Origin of the sequence: Pseudomonas sp. I2 (genome assembly GCF_040984075.1) — a bacterium.
Taxonomy (GTDB): domain Bacteria; phylum Pseudomonadota; class Gammaproteobacteria; order Pseudomonadales; family Pseudomonadaceae; genus Aquipseudomonas; species Aquipseudomonas guariconensis_B.
Window position 1 is genome coordinate 50144 of sequence record NZ_JBCGFQ010000019.1, and the last position, 25560, is coordinate 75703.

Consider the following 25560-nt stretch of genomic DNA (forward strand, 5'->3'; position numbering starts at 1 on the left):
TCCCGATGCGCTCTCTTACCCTCCACCTGAAAGTCCTGATCACCGTCCTGGTGCTCCTGGGCGTGCTGGTCACGGCCTACCAGATCTTCATTCTCGGCATCCCGGTCACCGAGGACGAGACCGACGATTTGTGGAACATCGACGCCAAGGTCGAGTTCATCGCCAACCCCAAGGACCCGGTCAAGGTTCAGATGTTCGTGCCGCCGCTGAACCGCGACTACGTCAGCCTCAACGAGAGCTTCATCTCCAACAACTACGGGGTGAGCGTCAACCGTGTCGACGGCAACCGCAAGGTGACCTGGTCGGCGCGCCGCGCCAGCGGCAACCAGACCCTCTACTACCGCCTGGTGCTGACCAAGCGCTACAGCAACGAGAAGACCACGGTCAAGGGCCCGACCTTCCGTGACAGCCTGGCCGTCGAGGGCCCCGAGAAGATCGCCGCCGAGGCGTTGATGGCGCCGATCCGCCAGCACTCGGCCGACGTCGAGACCTTCGTCAGCGAGACCATCAAGCGGGTCAACAACCTCAACGACGACAACGTCAAGCTGCTGCTGGGCGGCGATACCTCGGCCCTGAACAAGGCCAAGGTCATCGACCTGCTGCTGTCGATCGCCCACGTGCCGATGGAGAAGGTGCACACCATCCGCCTGGTCGCCGATACCCCGCAAAGCCCCGAGCTGTGGCTGCGCAGCTTCAACGGCAACGACTGGCTGTACTTCAACCCCGACACCGGCGAGCAGGGCCTGCCCAACGACCGCCTGCTGTGGTGGGTCGGCGACGAGAACCTGGTCACCGTCGATGGCGGCCGCAAGGCCAACGTCACCTTCAGCATGAACAACAGCGAGATGAACGCCATCCGCCTGGCCAAGCTGACCGACGAGAACACCGACGCCGACTTCCTCGAGTATTCCCTGTACGGCCTGCCGCTGCAGACCCAGCAGACCTTCATGATCATGGTGATGATCCCGATCGGCGTGCTGGTGATCCTGGTGCTGCGCAACCTGATCGGCATCCAGACCCTGGGTACCTTCACCCCGGTGCTGATCGCCCTGGCCTTCCGCGAGACCCAGTTGGGCTTCGGCATCATCCTGTTCACGGTGATCACCGCCCTGGGCCTGTCGCTACGTTCCTACCTCGAGCACCTGAAGCTGCAGATGCTGCCGCGCCTGTCGGTGGTGCTGACCTTCGTCGTGGTGCTGATCGCCGCCATCAGCCTGTTCAGCCACAAGCTGGGCCTGGAGCGCGGCCTGTCGGTGGCACTGTTCCCGATGGTGATCCTGACCATGACCATCGAGCGCCTGTCGATCACCTGGGAGGAACGTGGCGGCGGCCATGCCATGAAGGTGGCCATCGGCACCCTGTTCGCCGCCTCCCTGGCGCACCTGCTGATGATGGTGCCGGAGCTGGTGTACTTCGTCTTCACCTTCCCGGCCGTACTGCTGGTTCTGGTGGGCTTCATGCTGGCGATGGGCCGTTACCGCGGCTACCGCCTGACCGAGCTCGTTCGCTTCAAGGCTTTCGTGAAGGCTGACGCCTGATGTTCGGACTGATCAAGACCTGGAAAGCCCTGGAGGCCCGGGGCATCATGGGTATCAACCGGCGCAACGCGGACTACGTCCTGAAGTACAACAAGCGCCACCTGTACCCGATCGTCGACGACAAGATCATCACCAAGGAGCGTGCGCTCGAGGCTGGCATCCATGTGCCGGAGATGTACGGCATCATCGAGACCGAGAAGCAGATCGAAAAGCTCGACCAGATCATCGGCGGGCGCAACGATTTCGTCATCAAGCCGGCCCAGGGCGCCGGCGGTGACGGCATCATGGTCATCGCCGACCGCTTCGAGGACCGCTATCGCACGGTGTCGGGCAAGATCATCAGCCACGGCGAGATCGAGCACCAGATCTCCAGCATCCTCACCGGCCTGTATTCGCTCGGTGGGCATCGCGACCGCGCGCTGATCGAGTACCGGGTGACCCCGGACCAGATCTTCAAGAGCATCAGCTACGAAGGCGTGCCGGACATCCGCATCATCGTGCTGATGGGCTACCCGGTGATGGCCATGCTGCGCCTGCCGACCCGTCAGTCGGGCGGCAAGGCCAACCTGCACCAAGGCGCCATCGGCGTGGGCGTGGACCTGGCCACCGGTGTCACCCTGCGCGGCACCTGGCTGAACAAGATCATCAGCAAGCACCCGGACACCACCAACGCGGTGGATGGCGTGCAGTTGCCGAACTGGGACGGCTTCATGAAGCTCGCGGCCAACTGCTACGAGCTGTGTGGCCTGGGCTATATCGGGGTGGACATGGTCCTGGACCAGGACAAGGGCCCGTTGATCCTCGAGCTCAACGCCCGCCCGGGCCTGAACATCCAGATCGCCAACGACTGCGGCCTGACCCAGCGCACCCATGCCATCGAGGCGCACCTGGAGGCGCTGGCCAAGGACGGCGTCACGGAAGATGCCGAGCAGCGGGTGCGTGTGTCCCAGGGGTTGTTCGGGCACGTTCATCCGCAGTGATCCGCCGTATCGGGGCCGCGAAGCGGCCCCAGTCATTTGTCAACGCGAGAGGCTAGCGCGACGATCACGAAAGCGCTCGCTCTAAATGGAAGCCGAATAGCTGTCGCAGCCAGAGCTGGCCGCCCCTCCCCCAGGCGACTACAATCGCCCTCCTCGCTTTGTCATCGCCACCCACTCGCATGCCGACCTGTACGCTCCACGCCCTGCCCTACCAGCCCGACCCGGCCACCTACTTCGCCCGCCTGCGCCAGGCCGCCGGGGCAATCCTGCTCGACAGCGCCCGCCCAGGTGCCGAGCGCGGCCGCTTCGACCTGCTCAGCGCCTGGCCGCTGCAACACCTGCAGGCTCAAGCCGGGGAAGAAGGTCGGGCCTACCTGCAACGCCTGCGCAACGCCCTGACGCAGTTGGGCCGAGCGACACTGCCCGAAGGCATCGAACTGCCCTTCGCCGGCGGCCTGATCGGCTACCTGAGCTACGACTTCGGCCGGCGCCTGGAGCACCTGCCGAGCCTGGCGCGGGACGATCTCGGCCTGCCCGATGCACAACTCGGCCTGTATGCCTGGGCCCTGGTCAGCGACCATCGGCTACGCACCAGCCAACTGGTCTTCCACCCAAGCCTGGACGCCCGCGAGCGGGAGCGCCTGGTCCACCTGTTCGAAATGCCCGAAGCCTGTGAGCCCGGTGACTTCCAACTGCTCGCCCCCATGCGCGGCGACCTGCAGCCCGAGCAATACCGGGCAGCCTTCGACAAGGTCCAGCAGTACATCCAGGCCGGTGACTGCTACCAGATCAACCTGACCCAACGCTTCCGCGCGCCCTGCCAGGGCGACCCGTGGCGGGCCTACCAGGCTCTGCGCAAGGCCTGCCCGACGCCCTTCTCCGGCTACCAGCAGTTGGCCGACGGCAGTGCCCTGCTGAGCTTCTCACCGGAGCGCTTCATCCAGGTCAGCCAGGGCCAGGTGGAAACCCGCCCGATCAAGGGCACCCGCCCCCGCTCCAGCGACCCGCAGGAAGATGCCCGCAACGCCGCCGAGCTACAGGAGAGCCCCAAGGACCGCTCGGAAAACCTGATGATCGTCGACCTGCTGCGCAACGACCTGGGGCGTACCTGCGAGATCGGCTCGGTCAAGGTACCTGAGCTGTTCAGCCTGGAGAGCTACCCCAACGTCCATCACCTGGTCAGCAGCATCACCGGGCGCCTGGCCAGCGGCAAGGACGCGCTGGACCTGATCGGCGACAGCTTCCCCGGTGGCTCGATCACCGGCGCTCCGAAGATCCGCGCCATGCAGATCATCGACGAACTGGAGCCAGCGCGCCGGGCGCTGTATTGCGGCTCGCTGCTGTATGTGGATGTACGCGGCGAAATGGACAGCTCCATCGCCATCCGCAGCCTGTTGGTCAAGGATGGCCAGGTCAGTTGCTGGGGAGGCGGCGCAGTGGTGGCCGACTCCGACTGGCAGGCCGAATACGAGGAGTCCATCGCCAAGGTGCGGGTATTGATGCAGACGCTGCAAGGCTTGTGACTGGCGCCGCCCTTTACGCGGGCAAGCCCCAGGGCTGCCTTGCGCCCCGAGATGGCAGCCGAGCATCTTGATTGACCTACACAGGCGACACCCTGGCATCCACTCACCATCGCAGGGCGTCTACCCCGCCATTTTTTGTTACCATCGCCCTATTACGAGCGCACAGCGCCATACACACGATGGAAACCGCCTGATGAGCCAACCCTTCGACGTCGCCACCCTCGCCGCGACCTATGCCAGCAAGTCCCCACAGGACATCCTCAAGCTCGCCTTCGAGCACTTCGGCGACGACTTGTGGATTTCCTTCAGCGGTGCCGAGGACGTGGTACTGGTGGACATGGCCTGGAAGCTGAACAAGCAGGTCAAGGTATTCAGCCTCGACACCGGCCGCCTGCACCCGGAAACCTATCGCTTCATCGACCAGGTCCGCGAACAGTACAACCTGCCGATCGAGATCCTCAGCCCGGATCATGCCAAGCTCGAGCCGTTCGTCAAGGAAAAGGGCCTGTTCAGTTTCTACAAGGATGGCCATGGCGAGTGCTGCGGCATCCGCAAGATCGAGCCGCTGCGCCGCAAGCTGGCCACCGTGCGCGCCTGGGCCACCGGCCAGCGCCGCGACCAGAGCCCGGGCACCCGCAGCCAGGTGGCCGCGCTGGAGATCGACACGGCGTTCTCCACCCCTGAACGTACCCTGTACAAGTTCAATCCGCTGGCGCAGATGACCAGCGAGGAAGTCTGGGGTTACATCCGCATGCTCGAGCTGCCCTACAACAGCCTGCACGAGCGCGGCTTCATCAGCATCGGCTGCGAACCCTGCACCCGTCCTGTACTACCCAACCAGCACGAGCGCGAAGGCCGCTGGTGGTGGGAAGAGTCGACCCAGAAGGAATGCGGCCTGCACGCGGGCAACCTGATCAGCAAGGCCTGAAGCGGGCCCAGCTTCAAGCCACAAGAAAAGCAGACCGGGCACAGGCTAATGCCGTTCACTTAAGCCATTGGGGCTGCCTTGCAGCCCCAATCGATGCAACATCAGACTTAAGTGAACAGCATTAGGGCACAGGCTGCTTTTCTCTTGTAGCTTGCCGCTGTTGTCAGTGCACCGGCAACTCGACGCCCGCGAACAGCTCCTCGAGCTCCTGCTTGTTATGGCACTGGATGGCCTTGGCCATCACTTCGCGGGTCAGGTGCGGGGCGAACTTCTCGATGAAATCGCACATGAAGCCGCGCAGGAAGGTGCCACGACGGAAGCCGATCTTGGTGATGCTGGCTTCGAACAGTTCGCTGGCATCCAGGCACACCAGGTCGCTGTCGAGCTTGGGATCGACCGCCATCTTGGCCACGATGCCCACGCCCAACCCCAGGCGCACATAGGTCTTGATCACGTCGGCGTCGGCGGCGGTGAACACTACTTTCGGCGTCAGGCCGCGATGATTGAAGGCCTCGTCCAGCTTGGAACGGCCAGTGAAACCGAATACATAGGTGACGATCGGATACTCGGCGACCGCTTCGAGGGTCAGCTTCGGCAGCTTGGTCAGCGGGTGGCCCTGGGGCACGACCACGCAGCGGTTCCACTTGTAGCACGGCATCATGATCAGGTCGCCGAACAGCTCCAGCGCCTCGGTGGCGATGGCGAAATCGACGGTGCCGTCGGCGGCCATCTCGGCGATCTGCATGGGCGAGCCCTGGTGCATGTGCAGGGCGACTTCCGGGTACTGCTTGATGAAGCTGCTGATCACCGGTGGCAGCGCATAGCGCGCCTGGGTGTGGGTGGTGGCGATCGACAGGGTGCCCTTCTTCTCGTTGGAGAATTCCTGGGCGATCTGCTTGATGCTCTCGACCTTGCGCAGGATCTCGCCAGCGGTATTGATGATGCGCTCGCCTGCAGGGGTGACGCGGGTCAGGTGCTTGCCACTGCGGGCGAAGACCTCGACACCCAGTTCGTCCTCGAGCAGGCGGATCTGCTTGCTGATCCCGGGTTGGGAGGTGTAGAGGCTCTGCGCTGTCGCGGAGACGTTGAGGTCATGGTGCGCCACTTCCCAGATGTAGCGCAGTTGTTGAAGCTTCATAGGTATCCCTCGGATCAGCGGTAGGTCACCGGCAGCTGGCAGCGACGAGATATAACTATATTAGTGGTTCTGGAAATAAATCTAGAACTATTTTGTTACATGCCCGGAAATGACTTACTGCCAGCCTCACGCTTTCCTACGCCCCAAATGTTGGGCCAACGGCACCATGTAGACCGGCACCGGCGACAGCTGCAACAGCCGCACCGCGGTACGGCCGATCGGCACGTCCACCCCTGCCCCCTGGCTGTGGCTGCCGAAGATCAGCAGGTCGACACTCAGGCGCTGGGCCTGCTCGAGAATGACCTGAGCCGGGTCGCCCTGGCGCACCCTGACCGCCCGGATCACGGCCAGGTCGGCCTCCTCGCCCAGTTCGTCGCGAAAGTTCTCCAGTACCCGCTGCTCGATATTGGCCAGCACCGTGTTGACGCCCTGGCTGTGCAGTTCGTCCAGGGTCTGTTCGTCGAGGTAGCTCTGCAGCAAGGATTCGGCGAACTGCCCCATGGGCTCCACCGCATGAATTACGTACAGCTCTGCATTGAAGGTGCGCGCCAGGGCCAGGGCGTGTTGCATGACGAAGGGCGCGTATACACCGAGGTCGGTGGCATACAGCATGGAATGGATCATTCGACCTCCTCGACTGCCGCTAAGGCAGAGCAAGGTTCAGCTTAGCAGCGCCGCGAACGGCCGCCGTGCCGTCCGGCGCGCTGCCGCCGCGCCCTTCAGGCCGGGCGATTGCGCCGGTCGAGGAAGGTCAGTGCCTGGTACAGCATCTCCATGCGCGGCAGCTGGCATCCGGCCGCTCGCGCCCGGGCCAGCGGCTCGGCATAGATCGCCTGCAACTCCAGCGCACGCCCCAGGGCATGGTCGTGGTACATGCTCGGCCAGTAGTCGGGCATCTGCTCGGTGATGCGCAACAAGTGCTCGGCATACCCTTGCGCCAGCACATGACCACAGGCCTGCGCGCCCTGCACCACCTCGGCCATCAGCGCCTGGATCAGCTCACGGCTGTGCGGGTCGCTCATCAGTGGGGTCGTACTGGCCTGCAGGAGCACCGAAAGGCCGTTGTAGGGTACGTTCCATACCAGTTTCTGCCAGCGCGCCAGGTCGAGGTCATCCATGGCCTGGGAGTCGATACCGGCCGCCTGGAACAAAGCGGCGCCCTCGGCGACAATGGCCGCCCCCGCGTCCTCGGCCGGGCCGCTGTGATACCCCAGGTTGACCGCGCCCAGCGCCTGGTGGCGAATCACTCCAGGCGCCTGGCGATTGACGCAAATGAAGCACAACCCGCCCAACAGGTGCATGTCCGAGCGCAAGTCCGGGCGCAACTGCGCTTCCACGCCCAGGCCGTTCTGCAGCAAGACCACCTTGGCGCCCGGCGCCGCGGCCTGGACGATCAGCGGTGCCAGTTCGGCATTGCTGGTGGCCTTGGCGCCCACCAGCAGCCAGTCGCACGGTGGCAGGTCGGCAGCCGCGGCATAAGCCTGCACCTTCATCCGCACCTGGCCGTGCACCGCACTCTCCACCACCAGGCCCTGGTCGCGTACGGCGGCATACTCGCTGCGCAACAGAAAATGCACATCGAAGCCGGCGCGTGCCAGCATCACCCCATAGAAGCCGCCAATGGCACCACTGCCGATGATGCCGATCCGTGCATTGCGCATGCTCACCCTGCCCCTTGTCGAAAATACCTATGCTCGTCGTCCGGTTTTTTTACACGTAAATCAGCCGGTTTTCGATCTTTCACTATACTGGAGCGAAGAAGGTCAAATAACCGGCACGGAGTCGGCCATGTGTGGATACCTGCCTCATCCCGAAGACATTCCGGTCGAATTGACCCTGCGTCCATTCCCCAGCCTGTTCCGCCGCCACCTGCATACACTGGGCCTGGGCGGCATCGCTTGCAAGCAGTTGCGCGCCTACCGGCGCGGCATGGCGGTGGAAGTCGCAATTCCCTCCCTGGGCAGCGAGGCCCGCTATCCTGGTTATATCGCCTGGTGTCAGAAACTCGACGAAGGCTACCGGGTGGGCATTGCCTTCACCGATGCCCAGGCACTGTTCGGCGCTCGCATGGGCGAGCAGGTCTGCCAGATTCGCCACTACTGCCTGCAACATCAGCAGCCCGACCTCGACAGCAATGCTGCCCAGGCGTTGGCCGCACAATGGGTCGGCCTGCACGCCGAAGCCTTCTCCGAGGCGAACCTGCACGCCACCTGAGGCGGAAAAAACCAGCCATCCGGTAAAAACCCCGCGCCGACGGGGGCCAGCCCATTGTCGAGCCCCCTGTAACGCGCTAAGGTTCGGCTCCCCGTTGCGAACAATCTTGCTGCTGGGCCGCACGGGGATTGCTGGCGGCCGGCACCCGTGACCTGACGAGTAACACGATGGCTGATTTACCGATCGACGACCTTAACGTTGCTTCCAACGAGACCTTGATCACCCCCGATCAGCTCAAGAAGGAACTCCCCCTGAGCGCCAAGGCCCTGCAGACCGTGACTGCCGGCCGCGAAGTGGTGCGCAATATCCTCGACGGCAAGGACCATCGCCTGTTCGTCGTGGTCGGCCCCTGCTCCATCCACGACATCAAGGCCGCCCACGAATATGCCGAGCGCCTCAAGGCCCTGGCCGAAGAAGTGTCCGACACCCTGTACCTGGTGATGCGCGTGTACTTCGAGAAGCCGCGCACCACCGTCGGCTGGAAAGGCCTGATCAACGACCCATACCTGGACGACTCGTTCAAGATCCAGGATGGCCTGCACATCGGCCGCAAGCTGCTGCTGGACCTGGCCGAGATGGGCCTGCCGACCGCCACCGAGGCGCTCGACCCGATCTCCCCGCAATACCTGCAGGACCTGATCAGTTGGTCGGCCATCGGCGCCCGTACCACCGAATCCCAGACCCACCGGGAAATGGCTTCCGGCCTGTCCTCGGCGGTGGGCTTCAAGAACGGCACCGACGGTGGCCTGACCGTCGCCATCAATGCCCTGCAGTCGGTCTCCAAGCCCCACCGCTTCCTCGGCATCAACCAGGAAGGCGGCGTGTCCATCGTCACCACCAAGGGCAACGCCTACGGTCACGTGGTGCTGCGCGGCGGCAACGGCAAGCCGAACTACGACTCGGTCAGCGTCGCCCTGTGCGAGCAGGACCTGGCCAAGGCCAAGATCAAGGCCAACATCATGGTCGATTGCAGCCACGCCAATTCCAACAAGGATCCGGCCCTGCAGCCGCTGGTCATGGAGAACGTGGCCAACCAGATCCTCGAGGGCAACCAGTCGATCATCGGCCTGATGGTCGAAAGCCACCTGAACTGGGGCTGCCAGGCCATTCCGAAGAACTTGGACGACCTGCAGTACGGCGTGTCCGTCACCGATGCCTGCATCGACTGGAGCGCCACCGAGAAGGCCCTGCGCAGCATGCGCGCCAAGCTCAAGGATGTCCTGCCCCAGCGCCAGCGCGGCTGAGGGCCAGGGCAGGCACGAAAACGCCGGGCATTGCCCGGCGTTTTCGTGTGCGGCGATCGCTCGCCAGAAATCAGACCTTGCTCGACTGGCGCTGCTGGCGCTCCATGTAGCGTTCGACATAGGAGCACGAGGGAATGACCGTGTACCCCATCTGCTCGGCATACTCCAGGGCCCGTTCGGTCAGGGCGGCGGCAATGCCGCGGCCACGCAGGGCATTGGGCACGAAGGTGCGGTAGATGTCCAGCGTCTGTTTACCCAGGTCCATGTACGTCAGGTAGGCACGATGACCGTCCACGTTGGTCTCGAACTGATGACCGGCCTGGTCATGATGGATGGTCAGCGCTTCGCTCATCACTACTCCTCGCAGGTCTTCTCGGCAGACCCTTACCTTGACCGATGATTTTATCCGGCGGAGGAACCTCTACGCCACCCGGTGCCCTATTGGACCGCAGGGCGATCTGGTTCGTTCTGCGGCGCGGCACCCTACAAATAGTAGGCGCCACAAGCGGGATTGCTCAAGGTGCCCGCCGGTAAAAATACGCAAGCCCCACCTTGCCCCCCTGTGCCGGGCACTCGGAACAGCCGCCGGATGTTCCAGGGCTATGACGCCAGCCGACCGTTAAAGTCACCTTTAGTTCAACAAAAAGTTCCTGTTCTACAATCGCTTGCGAAACCCTCTGCACGAGTTTCAAAAATGCCCTACAACCCATGTCGCTTGCCAGGGCTGGCAACATTTTTTTTGCAGTTCTTGCGCTCAGTCAGTTTACTTACTACAAGTAATGGGTACTATGTACGCCGGCCAGTTTCTCTTTTCCGAGAGATGGCTATTTAATAGAAAGTCCTTGAAGGGGAACACGATGAACAACGTTCTGAAATTCTCTGCTCTGGCTCTGGCCGCAGTTCTGGCTACCGGTTGCAGCAGCGTATCCAAAGAAACCGAAGCTCGCCTGACTGCTACCGAAGACGCAGCAGCTCGCGCCCAAGCCCGTGCTGACGAAGCCTACCGTAAGGCTGACGACGCTCTGGCTGCCGCTCAGAAAGCTCAGCAAACCGCTGACGAAGCCAATGAGCGCGCTCTGCGCATGCTGGACAAAGCCAGCCGCAAGTAATAATCCTCACGGATTGTTATGGAGCCGACCCACTAGTGGGTCGGCTTTTTTATTGCCGCGGCAAAAGCGACCGGTAAGAAACTGCTGGGGCCGCTACGTGCTCCTTTCGCGACAAGGCCGCTCCCACAGGTACGGCACTGTTCTGTAAGTCAGCGCTGCACCTGTGGGAGCGGCCTTGTGCCGCGAGAGGCTGCAAAGCTCGATGGCGTGTTAGTTCAAAACACCTTGAGCGTGCTTACTGCAACTCAGGCGGAATGCTCGACACCATCGGCGCGCTAACGTCGGCATTGACCGGCACGGCGATTTCCACCGGCATGCCGTCTTCAGCGGCCACCACATCGCGCACCATGTCCCAGTTCATGCGCAGGTTGTTGGCCAGGTCTTCGCGCTTGAGCAGGGCATTGATGACCGCGGTGTGCTTGTCCACCACCGACGGATCGCCATGGTCGTCCAACGGCGTGTGGGCTTCCAGGTAGACCTTGCCACCACTGATACCGAACTTGTAGGGCTCGTTGATGATGCGTACCGATGTCCCCACCGGCACCATTTTCGACAACTCCAGCACATTGTTGTTGAACATGCGGAAGCAGCCGTGGCTGGTGCGCATGCCAATGCCGAACTTCTTGTTCGAACCGTGGATCAGGTAGCCCGGCACGCCCAGGGTGAACTTGAACGGCCCCAGCGGGTTGTCGGGCCCTGCGGGCACCACGGCCGGCAGGATGTCGCCATCGGCGGCATGCTCGGCGCGGATCGAGGCCGGCGGCGTCCAGGTCGGGTTCGGTGTCTTGGCGGTGATCCTGGTGTTGGCGATCGGCGAACCCCAGCCTTCGCGACCGATGCCCAACGGGTAGGTGTGCACCACGTTCTGCCCTTTCGGGTAGTAGTACATGCGGTACTCGGCCAGGTTGATGACGATCCCCTCGCGCGGGCCCGGCGGCAGGATGTAGCGGGTCGGCAGGATGATCTCGCTGCCGGCACCCGGCAGCCACGGGTCGATGCCCGGGTTGGCGGCGATCATCTCCAGGTAGCCGAGGTCATTGGCGGTGCCGATGTCGGCGAAGGTGTCCTCGTACTTGGCCTTGATCACCTGGACCTGGCCGACGATGTCCTCACCGGGTGGTGGCAACGGCAGTTCCAGCGCAACGGCAGGGCCCGCTACCAGCAGGGCGGCCATGGACAGGCTACGGGTGACGGCGGGAAGGCGCGGCAACATCCGGTAAATCCTTCGAAAGATGGGTCAAGAGGGTCGATTGTACACCCACCCCGATACAAGCGGGAGGCATCGACCATGGGCAAGCGTTTCAGATGATGAAAGGCGCTCAGAGTTCCGGCCACACCGGACGCGTGCCACGCCGCTGGGCGTCGAGGATCGCCCGGCACAGCGGGCACAGGCGGCCATCGCGGTAGATGCTGCGCTCGACCATCGACCAGCGCGGCTGGGCCGGCAGCAGGCCGCCGCACAGGGTGCGGTCGGCGGGCGCGCCAAGCTCGAGCTGGCGGGCCACCAGGTGAACGCGAACCTCCTGGCAGGCGAACAGGTCGAGCTGCTCATCGGGCTCGATCAGTTGATAGGCATACAAGGACCAGGCGGGGCGCGGCATCGGGGGCTCTCGGAACGGGGGGCGCAACATTAGCCGAAAGCCCGTCCCGATAAAAGCGTCACAGCAAGGGTTTTATCGCCGGCCAGGCATTTTCCAGCAGGCGCTGCTGCGCCCCCTGGGCCGGATGGATGCCGTCGGCCTGCATCATCTGCGCCACCCCACCGACGCCCTCGAGGAAAAACGGCACCAGCGGCACCTGCTTCTGTGCTGCCAGTTGCTCATAGACCTGGGCGAAGGCCGTGGTGTAGCGCACCCCGTAGTTGGGGGGCAGGCGCATTCCCAGCAACACCACCTTCGCCCCCGCGTCGCGGGAGCGATCGATCATCGAGGCAAGATTTTGTTGCAATTGCTCGGGCGGCTGCCCGCGCAGGCCATCGTTGCCCCCCAACTCCAGCACCACCAGGCTCGGCTTGTGCTCGGCAAGCAGCGCCGGCAGCCGCGCCTGGCCGCCTGCACTGGTGTCGCCGCTGATCGAGGCATTGACCACCTGGTCGTCGTAACCCTCCTCCTCCAGGCGCTGCTGCAACAGGGCAACCCACCCCTGGCGGCTATCCAGGCCAAAACCGGCGCTGATACTATCGCCGACGACCAGCAGCGTTCCCGCCGCCGCGCCCTGGGCCAGGCAAAACAGGGCCAGACCGGCACTCAACCACCACACTCGCATTGGATTCTCCATGGGCCCCAGCATTCTCGTTGCGCAGAACCTTAGCAAAGTGGTCCCCAGCGCGGAAGGCGACCTGACCATCCTCCACGCGCTCTCCCTTTCCCTCGACCAAGGCGACAGCCTGGCCATCGTCGGCGCCTCCGGCTCCGGCAAGTCGACCTTGCTGGGCCTGCTCGCTGGCCTCGACCGGCCCAGCGCCGGCCAGGTCATCCTCGCCGGGCATGACCTCGGCCCGCTGGACGAAGACCAGCGCGCCCGGGTACGGGCCGAGCACGTCGGCTTCGTGTTCCAGTCGTTCCAGCTGCTCGACAGCCTCAATGCCCTGGAGAACGTCATGCTGCCGCTGGAGCTGGACGGCCGTCGCGACGCCCGCGAACATGCCCGCGACCTGCTGGAGCGGGTCGGCCTGGGCAAGCGCCTGAGCCACACGCCACGCCAGCTGTCCGGGGGCGAGCAGCAGCGGGTGGCGATCGCCCGCGCCTTCGCCGCCGAGCCTGCGGTGCTGTTCGCCGACGAGCCCACGGGCAACCTGGACAGCCACACCGGCGAGCGCATCAGCGACCTGCTGTTCGAGCTGAACAAGGAGCGCGACACCACCCTGGTGCTGGTCACCCATGACGAACGCCTGGCCAAGCGCTGCCGCCGCCTGATCCGCCTGGATGCCGGCCGCCTGGTCGAGCCCCTGGAGCCCTGATGGGCCGCCTGCCCTTCTCCCGCCTGTGCGGCCTGGCCCTGCGCCAGTTGCTGCGCGATGCCCGCGCCAGCGAGGTGCGGGTGCTGTTCTTCGCCCTGCTGGTGGCAGTGGCGGCCAGCACCGCCATCGGCTATTTCGGCGCGCGCCTGAACGACGCCATGCAACTGCGCGCCGGCGAGTTCCTCGGGGCCGACCTGGTGCTGCGGGGCAGCTCGCCGGCCAGTGAGGCGCAGGTCGCCGCCGGCACGGCCGCTGGCCTGCGCCACGCCCGGGTGGTCGAGTTCACCAGCGTGGTGGGCGCACAGGTGGGGATCCAGTTGTCGAGCATCAAGGCGGCCGACGCCAGCTACCCCTTGCGTGGCCAACTGCGCAGCGCCGCGGCCCCCTACGCCGAGGAGTCCCCCGGCGGTGGCCCGGCGCCGGGCGAGGCCTGGGTCGAACCACGCCTGCTGGCGGCCCTGGGGCTGTCGATCGGCGACAGCATCGACGTGGGCATGAAGACCCTGCGCATGAGCCGGGTGCTGACCTACGAACCGGACCGCGCCGGCAATTTCTATAGCCTGACCCCACGGGTATTGATGAACCTCGCCGACCTGGACGCCACGGGTGTGATCCAGCCTGGCAGCCGGGTCACCTACCGCGACCTCTGGCGTGGCGAGCCCGAGGCCCTGGCGCGGTATCGCCAGGCGGTGGCCAAGGGCCTGGCGGCGCATCAGCGCCTGCTCGACACGCGCGACGGCAATCGGCAGATCGGCGGCGCGCTGGGCAAGGCCGAACGCTACCTGAACATGGCCAGCCTGGTGGCGGTGCTGCTGGCCGGCGTGGCCGTGGCCCTGTCGGCCAGCCGCTATGCCAGCCGCCGCCTGGACGCCAGCGCCCTGCTGCGTTGCCTGGGGCTGTCGCGACACCAGGCGCTGGGCCTGTATTGCCTGCAACTGGCAGTGCTCGGCCTGGCGGCGGCACTGGCCGGCGCCCTGCTCGGCTGGCTGGCGCAACTGGGCCTGTTCCGCTTGTTGCAGGGGCTGATGCCGAGCGTGGTGCCACCTGGCGGCATCGCGCCCGCGCTCGCCGGCATCGGCACCGGGCTGGTGGCCCTCGCCGGATTCGCCCTGCCGCCCTTGGCCGCCCTCGGGCGCGTGCCGCCGTTGCGGGTCCTGCGCCGCGACCTGCTGCCGCTGCCACCCAGTGGCTGGCTGGTCTACGGCGCCGCCCTGCTGGCCCTGGGCCTGATCATGTGGCGGCTGAGCCTGGACCTGTTGCTGACCTTCGCCCTGCTCGGTGGTGGGCTGCTCGCTGCCCTGCTGCTGGGCGGCCTGCTCCTGCTCGGCCTGCGCAGCCTGCGGCGTTTGCTGGCCGGTGCACCGCTGGCCTGGCGCCTGGGCTTGGGGCAACTGCTGCGCCATCCGCTGGCCGCTGCCGGCCAGGCCCTGGCCTTCGGCCTGATCCTGCTGGCCATGGGCCTGGTGGCACTGCTGCGTGCCGAACTGCTCGATACCTGGCAGGCCCAGTTGCCCAAGGACGCGCCCAACCATTTCGCCCTGAACATCCTGCCCGACGACCGCGAGCCCTTCGCCCGCCAGTTGCAGGCGGTCAATGCCACGTCAGCACCGCTGTACCCGGTGATCCCCGGGCGCCTGACCCATATCAACGAGCAGCCGGTGCGGCAACTGGTCAGCAAGGAGTCCACCGGCGAACGCGCCGTGCAACGCGACCTGAGCCTGACCTGGGCGGCCGACCTGCCCCAGGGCAACGCCCTGAGCGCTGGGCGCTGGTGGGACGCACCGCCACCCGCTGACGGCGTGCCCGGTGTGTCGGTGGAAGCGGAGCTTGCCCAGAGCCTGAAGCTCGAGCTGGGCGACCTGCTCACCTTCGACATCGGTGGCCAGCAGCGCCAGGCCCGGGTCAGCAGCTTGCGCACGGTGCACTGGGACAGCTTCCAGCCCAACTTCTACATGATCTTCCAGCCCGGCACCCTGCAAGGGCTGCCAGCCACCTACCTGACCAGCTTCTACCTGGCGCCGGGCCATGACCAGGAAGTGGTCGCCCTGTCACGCGCGTTTCCGGCAGCGACCATCCTCCAGGTCGATGCGCTGCTGGCCCAGTTGCGCAGCATCCTGGCCCAGGTGACCGTGGCGGTGGAGTATGTGCTGTTGTTCGTGCTGGCGGCGGGCTTGGCGGTGCTGTTCGCAGGACTCCAGGCAACCCTCGACGAACGCCTGCGCCAAGGCGCCCTGCTGCGTGCCCTGGGCGCTGCACGGCCGCTGCTGGTCAAGGCACGGCGGATCGAGTTCGGGCTGCTGGGTGCGGTGAGTGGCGTGCTGGCGGCGGTGGGGTGCGAGCTGATCACCCTGGTCCTGTATCGCCATGCCTTCGACCTGGCCTGGACGCCGCACCCCTGGTTGCTGGTGCTGCCGGTGGCGGGAGCCGTGCTGGTGGGTGCCGCCGGGGTGCTCGGGACGCGACGGGCATTGAATGCCAGCCCACTGGCGGTGTTGCGGGAAGGGTGAGCGCAGGGGGCCTGTAGCTACCCCCCGCTCCCCTCATAGCGAATACGGTTGACGTACCAGGTCGCCTCGCCGGTTGGCGTGTGCACCACGACCTCGTCCCCCTCTTCCTTCTTGAGCAGCGCCCGGGCCATGGGCGAATCGATGGAGATGTAGTCGTTGCGCCCATGGATCTCGTCGTAACCGACGATACGAAACGTCAGGGTCTGCCCCTCGTCGTTCTCGATCTCCACCCAGGCGCCGAAGAACACCTTGCCTTCCTGCTGCGGTGAATAGGCCACGACCTTGACGTCCTCGAGCCGTTTGCGCAGGTAGCGCACCCGCCGATCGATCTCACGCAGCAGCTTCTTGTTGTACTGGTAGTCGGCGTTCTCGCTGCGGTCGCCCAGGGATGCGGCCCAGGTGACCTTCTGGGTGATCTCGGGCCGGTAGACCCGCCACAGGTGGTCGAGCTCCTTCTTCAGGGCCTCGTGACCTTCCGTCGTGATGATGTTGGTGCTCAAGCAGCGTTCTCCTCAGTGCCTCCACGGCCGGCGCAAGCCTGCCGAGGCACCGAGCTTAGCGAAAAATCCCCACGGCGGCACGCGCCTCAACGGCGGGTGATCAGGCCCTGGCGGGCGATGCGGGTCAGGTGACCGATGACTGCCGCGGCATCGGCCGCCAAGGGGGCTTGGATCACCGCGAGATCGAAGCGATCGTTGGCGTGCTGGGCAAGGCCATCGCAGGTTTCGGCGAACTGGACAAGGAAGGCACGCGCTTGGCCCTTGCGTCGCGACAAGCCGTCGAGGTTACGCAAAAGGGTGGGCTGATGCTGGCCGCCGAGCAGGATGCGCGGTGTACGCGAGGCCTGGTTGGCAGGCAACGGACTCAGGCAGACACTGGTACGTGGGCAACTCATGGAGTATCTCTCCGCCTCGCAGATCCCGCTGGGCAGCGGTGGGAGGCGTCACCGAACCAGCGCTTTAGCGGTATTTCGGATGACCCGAGTGGATGCCTCCCGCGCCCCGCAAGTAGCTGTTTAAATCGGCGCAGGCGGTATGCTAGAGCGTCAAGCGACAAGATACAAGCCGCCTATTGAAGGTGGCCCAGCCTGGGCGTCGCCCGGCGGTTTTTCGCACTACCCCACGGCATGGAGAAAACCCGCTTCCCAGGGCCCCTGGGAAGCGGGTCAGTCACATCAGGATGCCGTTCAGTCGTGGGCGATCAGCCGGTCCAGAGAGAAGCGACCCGCGCCCTCGATCAGCACCGCCACGGTACCGGCCAGCAGGGCCAGGGCGAACTCGTAGCCGTTGTTGGACATGAACAGGCCATTGCCGATGTGCACCGAGAAGATCGCCACCACCAGCGTCACGGTCAGCGCCAGCGCCGCCGGCCGTGCCAGCAAGCCGACCACGAGGGCCAGGCCACCGAAGAACTCGGCGCTGCCAGACAACAACGCCATCAGGTAACCGGGCGCCAAGCCGATGCTTTCCATCCACTGGCCGGTGCCTTCCAGCCCGTAGCCGCCGAACAGACCGAACAACTTCTGGGCACCGTGGGCCATGAAGATGATGCCCACGAGGATGCGGATGACACTCAGGCCAAGACCTGCACGGGTAACGAAGATAGCGTTGAGGGGGTTGTTCATGTCGAAGCGTCCTGAGTAAATGTTGGTTGGGATGGGCGCCATATTAATCAACAAATAAGATTCAAAAAGCGCAAATTTACGCACTTATACATCTACAAATTAGATTAATTCAGCGCTTGCCCACCCGCTCCAACGATGCCCGCTCCCGATTGAACGCCAGGAAGTACTTATTGACGCTGTTGACGAAGTTGACCGGCCCCATGCCCATCTGCTCCATGGCGATGCGTTCGGTCTGGAAGAACCATTGGTTGCTGTTGAGCCCTCGTCGCCGGGCCTCGGCACGCATGGCCTGGACCCGCTCCGGCCCCAGGTTGTAGGCGGCCAGCACGAATGCCATGCGCTCGCGTTCGTTGAGCTGGGCGCTGGAGAAGAACTTGCGACGAATCAGCGCCAGGTAGCGGGCACCGGCCAGGACATTGCCATCGACCGTCGCCGTGTTGCTCACCCCGACTCGCCGGGCCGCCGCCGGGGTGATCTGCATCAGCCCATGGGCGCCGCCGCTGCCACGCGCCGCCGGGTTGAGGGTCGACTCCTTGAACGCCAGTGCCGCCAGGTTCAGCCAGTCGATCTGCTGTGCGCTGCCATGTTTCTGCAAGACCGCCCGCAACGACGCCAGGCGCTGCCGGTCGCGACGCGCCAAGGGGTTGTGCACCCGGTACTGGCGCCGGTAGATCCGCTCGAAGGCGGCATCCTGGTTCTGCGGTGCACGGTAGCCGGCCAGGAAGCGATCGACCGTGGCCAGGAGCATGTTCGCGTCGCGCCGCACATACCAGCGTATGGCCTGGGGCTGGCCCAGCTTCAGGCGGGTGTCCAGGCGCAGGCGCGGCATCACCCGGGCCCAGCGCTGGGCGATGGGACGCTCCACCAGCGTCAGGCGATAGATGCCGGCCTGGACCATCTCCAGCACATCCTCCACTGCCAGCGTGGGATCGACCCACTCGATTTTGATCGGCGCACGTTTGCGCAGAGCCAGTTGCTGGTTGAGCTGGCGGACCAGCGCACCGGCGGCACTGGCGCTGGTCAACGCAATGGTGCGCCCGGACAACTGCTCCACCCGGCTGAAGCTGCGCTCGCCCTTGCGCCCCACCAGCACCAGCGACACCTGATCGACCACCGGCGCGCTGGCGCTCACGCCGCGCACCAGGCCAGGGTCGAGCAGCTCGCCAGGGGCGGCCAGGTCACCTTCGCCCCGCTGCAGGGCGGCGAGCAGTTGTTCCTTGGCGCGGGGGATGAGCTTGAAGCGAATTGCCTGGCCGTCGCGGGCCCGGGCGTTGAGATGATGTTCGAGGCCGCGCAGGCGATGGTATTCGACGCCTACCGGCTCGCCCTTGACCTCCCCGGAACTGTTGCGGCTCTGGTTGACCAGCACCCGCAGCACCTTGCTCTCACGGATCTGCGCAAGGTCGCGAACCTGGCTGGCCGGCACGTTGTGCTGCGGCCCTGGCAAGCGCGCGCTGGCTGGGCCGGCCATGGCCAGGCCGAACATCAGCAGGAAGGTCAGCAGCGAACGCAGCATGCGAGAACGTGTCCGTGGGCTGTGGGCTGGCGCCATGCAAAAAGGTCCGATCCGTGGCGAATGACCGCAGAAGACCATGACAACCGCTTGAAGTTCTTGGCTTTTTCTGGATTTTCCCGGTTTTTGCTATGCTGGCCGGCCCGCGGCACGAGGTAGCACCATGCAATTGATCGATATCGGCGTCAACCTGACCAACAGCAGCTTCCATGACCAGCAAGCCGCCATCGTCGAGCGGGCGGTGCAGGCCGGTGTGGCGCAGATGATCCTCACGGGCACCAGCCTGGAGGTCAGCGAACAGGCCCAGGAACTGGCCGGGCAACTGGACCCTGACGGCCAATGCCTGTTCACCACGGCAGGCGTACACCCCCATGATGCCAGCAGTTGGGACGGCGCCAGCGACCGGCGGTTGCGTCAGTTGCTGGCGCAACCACGGGCCCGGGCCGTGGGCGAATGCGGGCTGGACTTCAACCGCGACTTCTCCCCTCGCCCACAGCAGGAAAAGGCCCTGGAGGCGCAACTGGCCCTGGCCGCCGAACTGCACCTGCCGGTGTTCCTCCACGAACGCGAGGCCAGCGAGCGCCTGTTGGCGATCCTCAAGGACTACCGCGATCACCTGCCCGCCGCGGTGGTGCATTGCTTCACCGGCGAACGCCAGGCCCTGTTCGCCTACCTGGACATGGACCTGCACATCGGCATCACCGGCTGGATCTGCGACGAGCGCCGCGGCACTCACCTGCATCCGCTGGTCGGCAACATCCCCGAGGGCCGCCTGATGCTGGAGAGCGATGCGCCCTACCTGCTGCCACGCAGCCTGCGGCCCAAGCCGAAGAACGGCCGCAACGAACCGGCCTTCCTGCCCGAGGTCCTGCGCGAGGTGGCGTTGCATCGAGGGGAGTCCCTGGAGCACACGGCAACCCATACCACGGCCAGCGCCAGGGCGTTCTTTCGGTTGCCCTGAATCCTGTGGTGCCCCCCAGTCTTCCTTGACACATATCAAGACAACGCCTGGCTTGAGCGGGCACAATGATGGCACTTTGCCAATAATGTTTCCGCTCAACTCAGAGAAGACCTAATGGGTGCCTGGCTTAGCAATATTTCCCTGAAGTACAAGTTCTGGGCCGTCAATGCGGTGGCCTTCGTCACGACCTTGCTGCTGGTGCTCTATGCCGTGTATCTGGAGCAACAGGCCCGGGCCGAGGGCGCCCGCAGCCAGGCCGTCACCGAGGCCTCGCTGATCGCCGCCTGGCCCGCCGGGCAAGCCCTGCCCAGCCTGCCCCACCTGGTCACCTGGCAGGCAGGACAGACACCGACCTTCGCCGGAGAACCCCTCCAGGCCCTGGAGGGTAGCCAAGGCTGGGTCGACCTGCCCGGTGCCTGGCTGCTCGGCGACAACCCGTTGCAGGGGGCCCAGGTGCTGTACCAGGGCGAGCAGCGCATCGCCGTGCTGGCCCAGTCGCCCAGCCTGCGCCAGGTATTCTTCGAGCGTTTCGGCAACTATGCCGTCTGTGTCCTGGTCCTGATGCTGGCCATGCTGTGCGCCTCGCAGTTGCTGATCCGCTTCCTGCTCAGCCAGCTCAACACCCTCAAGGACGTGATGCTGCACGTGGAGAAGACCGGCGACCTGGCAGCTCGCGTGCCGCTGTCCTGCGGCGACGAAGTCGGCCAGATGGCAGGCGCCTTCAATGCCATGCAGGCCACCTACCATCGCGTGGTCAGCACCGTGGCGCGCACCGCCGCCCAGCTCGACTCGGGCGCCGCACGCCTGGCGGCGAGCATGAACGAAGTGCGCCACGGCATGATCGGCCAGCAGAGCGAGACCGACCAGGCGGCCACGGCGATCAACGAGATGTCCGCGACCGTTCACCACATCGCCCAGCACGCCGGCGCCACCCGCGACCTGTCGCAGACCGCCGACAGCCTGGCCGGCAGCGGCCAGCAGGTCGTCAGCCGGGTGCAGGACTCGATCGCCGGGCTGTCCAGCGGTGTGCAGCAGACCGCCGAAATGATCCACCAACTGGCCGAGGACAGCCAGCGGATCAACGGCGTGGTCGGGGTGATCCACAGCATCGCCGAACAGACCAACCTGCTGGCCCTCAATGCCGCCATCGAAGCGGCCCGTGCCGGTGAGCTGGGCCGCGGCTTCGCCGTGGTGGCCGATGAGGTGCGCAACCTGGCCAAGCGCGTGCAGACCTCCACCGACGAAATCACCGGCATGGTCTCGGCCTTGCAGGCCGGTACCCGCGATGCAGTGGAGTTCATGCAGGAGAGTTCGTACAAGGCCGACGATTGCGTCAAGCAGGCCCAGGAAGCCGGCGAAGCCCTGGCCGAGATCACCAGCGCCGTGGCGCAGATGCGCGAAAGCAACACGCAGATCGCCGTCGCCGCCGAGCAGCAGAGCCAGGTGGCCGAGGAGATGAACCGGGCGGTGGTGAGCATCCGCGACGTCACCGAGCAGACCGTGCAGCAGACAATCGGCTCGGCCACCACCAGCGTCGAACTGGCGACCCTGGCCGGCGAACTGAACAAGGCCATTGGCCAGCTCAAGCTATAGCCGCCATAGCCCGCCTCGATTGGCCCTCGTCCGAGGGCCGCACTAAGCTTTGGACATGAGCCAGAGGAAATGTCCATGAGCAAACGCCTGCCCAACCTGCCCGCCTGGCAATGGCGCGGTTATCACAACAACCACCGGCACCCGGCCAACCTGGTGCTGCACCTGATTGCCGTGCCGCTGTTCATCCTGGGCGTGCTGCTGGTGCTCTCGGGCCTGTTCGGCCTGGACCTTTCCCAGATCGCCGTGGGCATCATCGCCCTGGCCGCCAGCCTGGGCCTGCAGCGCCAGGGCCATCGCCTGGAAGCCGAACAACCGGAGCCCTTCGCTGACCGCAAGGATGCCGTGCAACGCCTGCTCACCGAGCAGTTCATCACCTTTCCGCGCTTCGTCCTCAGCGGCGCCTGGTGGCGCGCCTGGCGGGAGCGGCACAAGCATCGGCGCTGAAAACGGCGCCCCCCTTTTTAGGGCTGCTTCGCAGCCCCAAATGGCAACTGAAACGCTGAACTGACCAGCATCGGCTCAACCACGAGCCAAGGCCCTAGGCAAACACCGTCACCGTCTGCCGGCTCAAGGCCAACAGCTCGCCCTCGGCCGTCCACAGGGCCGCCGAGGCGTGCCCGTAACCATCGCGGGCATGCTCGGTCTCGACACAGTAGCGGCACCAGTCCAGGGTCGACAGCCGTGGCGTAGGCTGGACGAATTCGATGGTCCAGGTCAGCGTACTGCCGGCGGCAGGCCGCTTGAGGCTGGGCAACAGGCTGGGCGGCCAGGCGTCAACCAGGGCCAGCAGGTGCGCTTCGTTGACCGGCTCCTCGGCGACATCGCGCAAGCGCACCCAGCCGCCCATCTGCCGCGAGGCATCGCCGGTGAACGGCAGGCCGCCAATGGCCCAGCGCAAGGCCACATGGCGCATGAATTCCGGTGTCACACCCTGGATGTAGGGCAACTCCGCCGCAGCCTGCTCCAAGGGTTTCATCGGCACCGCTGGCAGCGCCGAAAACTCGACCTCCGACGCCCGCCCGAAACCGAAGCTGCCCTGCACCAAGGTCACCACCTGGCCATCCTGCACGGCGCGCCCCAGCAGTGTGCTGACCGCCTTGCCCTGGCGCAACACCTCGACCTCGAAGCGGATCGGGACCTCCGGCGCGGCGGGGCCGACGAAGGTGATGGCCAGCGAACGCACCGGACGGGCATCGTCGAGCCTGGCGCGCATGGCCTCATAGACCAACGCGGCCATCAGCCCACCGAACGCGGCACGCCCCTGGGCCCAATTGGCCGGCACGCTGACCGCCTCGGGGCGCTCGCGCACGGCGGCAAGCAATTGCGTGAAATTCATGGCGTCCTTTCGCTCCTGCAGAAAAATCGGCTACGTCGATGCTCCCGATCTTAGCCAGCGAGCCCCCTCCTGGCAGCCCGCATATCGGTCAATTCTGGCGGCTATCGACGCGCCAGGGCCGCCAGCAGCACCTCCAGGGTGGCATCGGCCTTCTGCTCGGCCTCGTGCAGCTCGCGCTCCCAGGCGGCCTTGCACGGCGCCAGGTCCGCATGGTCGCGGGCCTGCAACAGCCATTGCAGGCGATCGTGCCATTCGCCCAGGTCGCCCTGGGCCCGCTTGAGCAGGCGGCGCAGCTTCTTCCCGGCCGAGTCCAGCTGCGGATAGGCCTCATCGCCATAGCGCACGCGCTTGATCAGCAAGCGCAAGCGGTGGCGGTCGTGGGCAGGGTCTTCCAGGGCCTTGCGCAGCTTGCGCCATTGCTTGTCCAGGCGCTTGTCGATGCGTTTTTCCAGGCCGCGAGCCAGGCCTTCGCGGTCGCAGGCACGCAGAAACAGCGGGAAGCTGTCGAGAATGGCCAGCACACGGTCGAGCTGGCGGCTGCCGGCCACGCTGGCGAATGTCCGCGCCCTGCCCTCCAGGCGCCGTTGCCCGGCCTGCTCGTGGCCCTGCCTGAGCAACTGGGCTGCCAGCACCTCACGATCGCGCAGGGGCGTGGTCAGGGTGCCCAGGGACTTGGCCGCCCCCTCCAACTGGTCGACACCTGGCAGCCCGCGCAAAGGGCGCAGCAGGCTGCGCAGCCGCCGCAGGGCGATGCGCAGGTCGTGCAACGCCTCGCTGTCGACATCGGCGGCCAACCGCTCGCGACAGGCCAGCAGGCGCACCTGCAGGGCCAGCACTTGGGTGATCACGTGATCGAGCATGGCGGACATACGACGCTCCTCGTTCAGCGCCCGGCGCGAGACTCACGGATATAGAAACGCGCCTTCTGCGCCTTGCTGGTGCAACCTTCGAAGGCCTCGAACTGCTGCTGGGTCTTGGCCCCGGTCAACAGCGACAGGGCCTTGGAATAACTGACGGTGCCGGCGAAGCCTTCGGCCTTGGCCAGGTCGAGTTCCTTCCAGGCGGCATCCAGCTGGGTCGCGCAGCTGTCACGGTAGGCCGTCTTGCCCGCGCAGCCAGCAAGGGCCAGGGCGATCAGGGGAAGGCAGATCCAGGCTTTCATCGGTAGTAACCTCGAAGGTGAAAAAAGTGTGGCCATTCGACGCCCAGGCAAACGAAAAGTGCCCTGCTCAGCGTAGCCCAGCACGGTGTACATTGAAGCATGGGCCGCAATGGGTGCATTGTTGGACCATGGTTGCACAGCCGTGGGGGAGACATCATGAGCAAACGCGTGGCATTGGTCCTGGGGTCGGGTGGCGCCCGGGGTTACGCGCACATCGGCGTGATAGAGGAAATCGAACGGCGCGGCTACGAGATCGCCTGCATCGCCGGCTGTTCCATGGGAGCGGTGATCGGTGGCATCTACGCCGCTGGCAAGCTCGACGATTACCGCAACTGGATCGAGAGCCTGGACTACCTGGACGTGCTGCGCCTGGTGGACGTGAGCTTTCGCCTGGGCGCGATCCGTGGCGACAAGGTGTTCGGGCAGATCCGCAAGATCGTCGGCGACGTGAACATCGAGCAACTGTCCATTCCCTATACCGCGGTGGCGGCCGACCTCACCAACCAGCAGGAAATCTGGTTCCAGGAAGGCTGCCTGCACCAGGCCATGCGTGCCTCGGCGGCGATCCCCAGCCTGTTCACCCCGGTGATGCAGGGCAACCGCATGCTGGTGGATGGCGGCATCCTCAATCCGCTGCCGATCGTCCCGGTGGTGTCCAGCCACTGCGACCTGATCATCGCGGTGAACCTCAACGCCACCAACCAGAAGCAGTACCAGTTGCCGGTGATCGAACGCCCGGCGGCGTTCAAGATGCGTTTCGATGCCCTGATCAGCTCCCTGGGCTCGCGCCTGCCCTTCCGGCGCAAGCCGGCGGAGGAACTGATGCGCATCGAGCAGGAGATCGTTGCCGAGGGTCTGGGGCGGCCCAACCCCTGGCTCGCCGATTCGGCCAATCCGGAAAGCCAGCAACCGGCGGCGGCCCCAGAGAGCGACGGCGCCCCCCGCTCCGCCACCGGCTCGTTCATCATCGACAACGTTGGCCCGGCCTCGCTGCTCGACCTGATCAACCAGAGCTTCGAGGTGATGCAGACGTCCCTGGCCCAGTACAAGATCGCCGGCTATCCACCGGACGTGCTGATCAACGTACCCAAGCGGGTGTGCCGGTTCTTCGAGTTCTACAAGGCACCGGAGCTGATCGCCCTGGGGCGGGAGATTGCCAGGGATACCCTGGACAACTACGAGGGGGAGCGGCGGTGAGCCCGCGGAAGCTCAAGGTGTTCGGCTTGCCGGC

The 25560-nt window shown here is 65.3% G+C and carries 27 protein-coding genes; 13 read left to right on the forward strand and 14 right to left on the reverse strand.

All coding sequences use genetic code 11. The features are described from left to right. The first annotated feature begins 5 nt into the window (after positions 1-5). The 4 genes from WCE05_RS11890 to WCE05_RS11905 all read left to right on the forward strand — a co-directional run bounded on the left by WCE05_RS11890 (position 6) and on the right by WCE05_RS11905 (position 4969). A complete protein-coding gene (locus tag WCE05_RS11890) occupies positions 6-1538 on the forward strand; it encodes an inactive transglutaminase family protein (RefSeq protein ID WP_253081779.1) in 1533 nt (510 codons plus the stop codon). Continuing rightward, on the forward strand, positions 1538-2518 hold the full coding sequence (locus WCE05_RS11895) for an alpha-L-glutamate ligase-like protein (RefSeq protein WP_225790175.1): 981 nt from the start codon (positions 1538-1540) through the stop codon (positions 2516-2518). Before WCE05_RS11890 ends, WCE05_RS11895 begins: the two co-directional genes overlap by 1 nt. Before the next feature lie 179 nt (positions 2519-2697). Continuing rightward, positions 2698-4041 carry an aminodeoxychorismate synthase component I gene (gene pabB / locus WCE05_RS11900; RefSeq protein WP_368815977.1) on the forward strand — a complete coding sequence of 448 codons (1344 nt, stop codon included), beginning with the start codon at positions 2698-2700 and terminating at the stop codon, positions 4039-4041. 193 nt (positions 4042-4234) lie between these two features. Next, positions 4235-4969, forward strand: a complete 735-nt coding sequence (locus WCE05_RS11905) for a phosphoadenylyl-sulfate reductase (RefSeq protein ID WP_253091354.1) — start codon at positions 4235-4237, stop codon at positions 4967-4969. Positions 4970-5132: 163 nt separating this feature from the next. Here WCE05_RS11905 and cysB read toward each other — a convergent pair whose 3' ends face one another. The 3 genes from cysB to WCE05_RS11920 form a co-directional block, all read right to left on the reverse strand. Then, a complete protein-coding gene (gene cysB, locus WCE05_RS11910; RefSeq protein ID WP_225790172.1) occupies positions 5133-6107 on the reverse strand; it encodes an HTH-type transcriptional regulator CysB in 975 nt (324 codons plus the stop codon). A gap of 126 nt (positions 6108-6233) precedes the next feature. Further along, a complete protein-coding gene (locus WCE05_RS11915) occupies positions 6234-6731 on the reverse strand; it encodes a universal stress protein (protein WP_225790171.1) in 498 nt (165 codons plus the stop codon). A gap of 95 nt (positions 6732-6826) precedes the next feature. Continuing rightward, positions 6827-7768, reverse strand: coding sequence for a putative 2-dehydropantoate 2-reductase (locus WCE05_RS11920; RefSeq protein WP_225790170.1), 942 nt, complete (start codon positions 7766-7768; stop codon positions 6827-6829). 127 nt (positions 7769-7895) lie between these two features. On the opposite strand from WCE05_RS11920, the gene WCE05_RS11925 reads away from it, so the two are divergent. Both WCE05_RS11925 and WCE05_RS11930 read left to right on the forward strand, forming a co-directional pair. Beyond that, positions 7896-8321, forward strand: a complete 426-nt coding sequence (locus tag WCE05_RS11925) for a PilZ domain-containing protein (RefSeq protein ID WP_253081326.1) — start codon at positions 7896-7898, stop codon at positions 8319-8321. 167 nt (positions 8322-8488) lie between these two features. Next, the gene (locus tag WCE05_RS11930) at positions 8489-9565 is read left to right on the forward strand and encodes a 3-deoxy-7-phosphoheptulonate synthase (RefSeq protein WP_225790168.1); all 1077 of its coding nucleotides are present in this window, start codon (positions 8489-8491) and stop codon (positions 9563-9565) included. A gap of 70 nt (positions 9566-9635) precedes the next feature. Here the strand turns inward: WCE05_RS11930 and WCE05_RS11935 are convergent, their stop codons facing one another. Next, positions 9636-9917 carry a GNAT family N-acetyltransferase gene (locus WCE05_RS11935; protein ID WP_225790167.1) on the reverse strand — a complete coding sequence of 94 codons (282 nt, stop codon included), beginning with the start codon at positions 9915-9917 and terminating at the stop codon, positions 9636-9638. 505 nt (positions 9918-10422) lie between these two features. On the opposite strand from WCE05_RS11935, the gene oprI reads away from it, so the two are divergent. Beyond that, positions 10423-10674, forward strand: coding sequence for an outer membrane lipoprotei OprI (gene oprI, locus WCE05_RS11940; protein WP_003259780.1), 252 nt, complete (start codon positions 10423-10425; stop codon positions 10672-10674). 235 nt (positions 10675-10909) lie between these two features. On the opposite strand, the gene WCE05_RS11945 is transcribed toward oprI, so the two are convergent. The 3 genes from WCE05_RS11945 to WCE05_RS11955 all read right to left on the reverse strand — a co-directional run bounded on the left by WCE05_RS11945 (position 10910) and on the right by WCE05_RS11955 (position 12939). Then, on the reverse strand, positions 10910-11887 hold the full coding sequence (locus WCE05_RS11945; protein ID WP_225790166.1) for a L,D-transpeptidase family protein: 978 nt from the start codon (positions 11885-11887) through the stop codon (positions 10910-10912). Positions 11888-11993: 106 nt separating this feature from the next. Then, entirely contained in the window at positions 11994-12275 is a 282-nt protein-coding gene (locus WCE05_RS11950) for a hypothetical protein (RefSeq protein ID WP_253081328.1), read from the reverse strand. 58 nt (positions 12276-12333) lie between these two features. Continuing rightward, entirely contained in the window at positions 12334-12939 is a 606-nt protein-coding gene (locus WCE05_RS11955) for an arylesterase (RefSeq protein ID WP_225790164.1), read from the reverse strand. Between the two features lie 10 nt (positions 12940-12949). Here WCE05_RS11955 and WCE05_RS11960 point away from each other — a divergent pair, with 10 nt between their 5' ends. Next, positions 12950-13633, forward strand: coding sequence for an ABC transporter ATP-binding protein (locus tag WCE05_RS11960; protein WP_225790163.1), 684 nt, complete (start codon positions 12950-12952; stop codon positions 13631-13633). Continuing rightward, positions 13633-16140: an ABC transporter permease gene (locus WCE05_RS11965; protein WP_368815978.1), complete on the forward strand. Its 2508-nt coding sequence runs from the start codon at positions 13633-13635 to the stop codon at positions 16138-16140. The genes WCE05_RS11960 and WCE05_RS11965 overlap by 1 nt, the downstream gene beginning before the upstream one ends. Positions 16141-16157: 17 nt before the next feature. Here the strand turns inward: WCE05_RS11965 and greB are convergent, their stop codons facing one another. From greB to WCE05_RS11985, 4 genes are all read right to left on the reverse strand, one after another. Beyond that, a complete protein-coding gene (greB, locus tag WCE05_RS11970; protein ID WP_225790161.1) occupies positions 16158-16640 on the reverse strand; it encodes a transcription elongation factor GreB in 483 nt (160 codons plus the stop codon). An 86-nt stretch (positions 16641-16726) separates the two neighbouring features. Then, positions 16727-17035 carry a hypothetical protein gene (locus tag WCE05_RS11975; RefSeq protein ID WP_225790160.1) on the reverse strand — a complete coding sequence of 103 codons (309 nt, stop codon included), beginning with the start codon at positions 17033-17035 and terminating at the stop codon, positions 16727-16729. Between the two features lie 291 nt (positions 17036-17326). Further along, positions 17327-17764 carry a DoxX family protein gene (locus WCE05_RS11980; RefSeq protein ID WP_225790159.1) on the reverse strand — a complete coding sequence of 146 codons (438 nt, stop codon included), beginning with the start codon at positions 17762-17764 and terminating at the stop codon, positions 17327-17329. 109 nt (positions 17765-17873) lie between these two features. Then, positions 17874-19280: a transglycosylase SLT domain-containing protein gene (locus WCE05_RS11985; RefSeq protein WP_253081330.1), complete on the reverse strand. Its 1407-nt coding sequence runs from the start codon at positions 19278-19280 to the stop codon at positions 17874-17876. A gap of 160 nt (positions 19281-19440) precedes the next feature. Here WCE05_RS11985 and WCE05_RS11990 point away from each other — a divergent pair, with 160 nt between their 5' ends. The 3 genes from WCE05_RS11990 (at position 19441) to WCE05_RS12000 (ending at position 22275) form a co-directional block, all read left to right on the forward strand. Then, a complete protein-coding gene (locus WCE05_RS11990) occupies positions 19441-20238 on the forward strand; it encodes a TatD family hydrolase (RefSeq protein ID WP_368815979.1) in 798 nt (265 codons plus the stop codon). Between the two features lie 114 nt (positions 20239-20352). After that, complete coding sequence (locus tag WCE05_RS11995; RefSeq protein ID WP_368815980.1) at positions 20353-21831, forward strand: methyl-accepting chemotaxis protein; 1479 nt, start codon at positions 20353-20355, stop codon at positions 21829-21831. A gap of 75 nt (positions 21832-21906) precedes the next feature. Continuing rightward, complete coding sequence (locus WCE05_RS12000; RefSeq protein WP_225790155.1) at positions 21907-22275, forward strand: Mpo1-like protein; 369 nt, start codon at positions 21907-21909, stop codon at positions 22273-22275. Positions 22276-22369: 94 nt separating this feature from the next. On the opposite strand, the gene WCE05_RS12005 is transcribed toward WCE05_RS12000, so the two are convergent. From WCE05_RS12005 to WCE05_RS12015, 3 genes are all read right to left on the reverse strand, one after another. Further along, a complete protein-coding gene (locus tag WCE05_RS12005; RefSeq protein WP_368815981.1) occupies positions 22370-23167 on the reverse strand; it encodes an acyl-CoA thioesterase in 798 nt (265 codons plus the stop codon). 101 nt (positions 23168-23268) lie between these two features. Then, a complete protein-coding gene (locus WCE05_RS12010) occupies positions 23269-24036 on the reverse strand; it encodes a CHAD domain-containing protein (RefSeq protein ID WP_225790153.1) in 768 nt (255 codons plus the stop codon). 14 nt (positions 24037-24050) lie between these two features. Beyond that, positions 24051-24329, reverse strand: coding sequence for a hypothetical protein (locus tag WCE05_RS12015; RefSeq protein ID WP_225790152.1), 279 nt, complete (start codon positions 24327-24329; stop codon positions 24051-24053). A 156-nt stretch (positions 24330-24485) separates the two neighbouring features. Between WCE05_RS12015 and WCE05_RS12020 the strand changes: the two genes are divergently transcribed. After that, on the forward strand, positions 24486-25526 hold the full coding sequence (locus tag WCE05_RS12020) for a patatin-like phospholipase family protein (protein ID WP_225790151.1): 1041 nt from the start codon (positions 24486-24488) through the stop codon (positions 25524-25526). Positions 25527-25560: the final 34 nt, after the last annotated feature.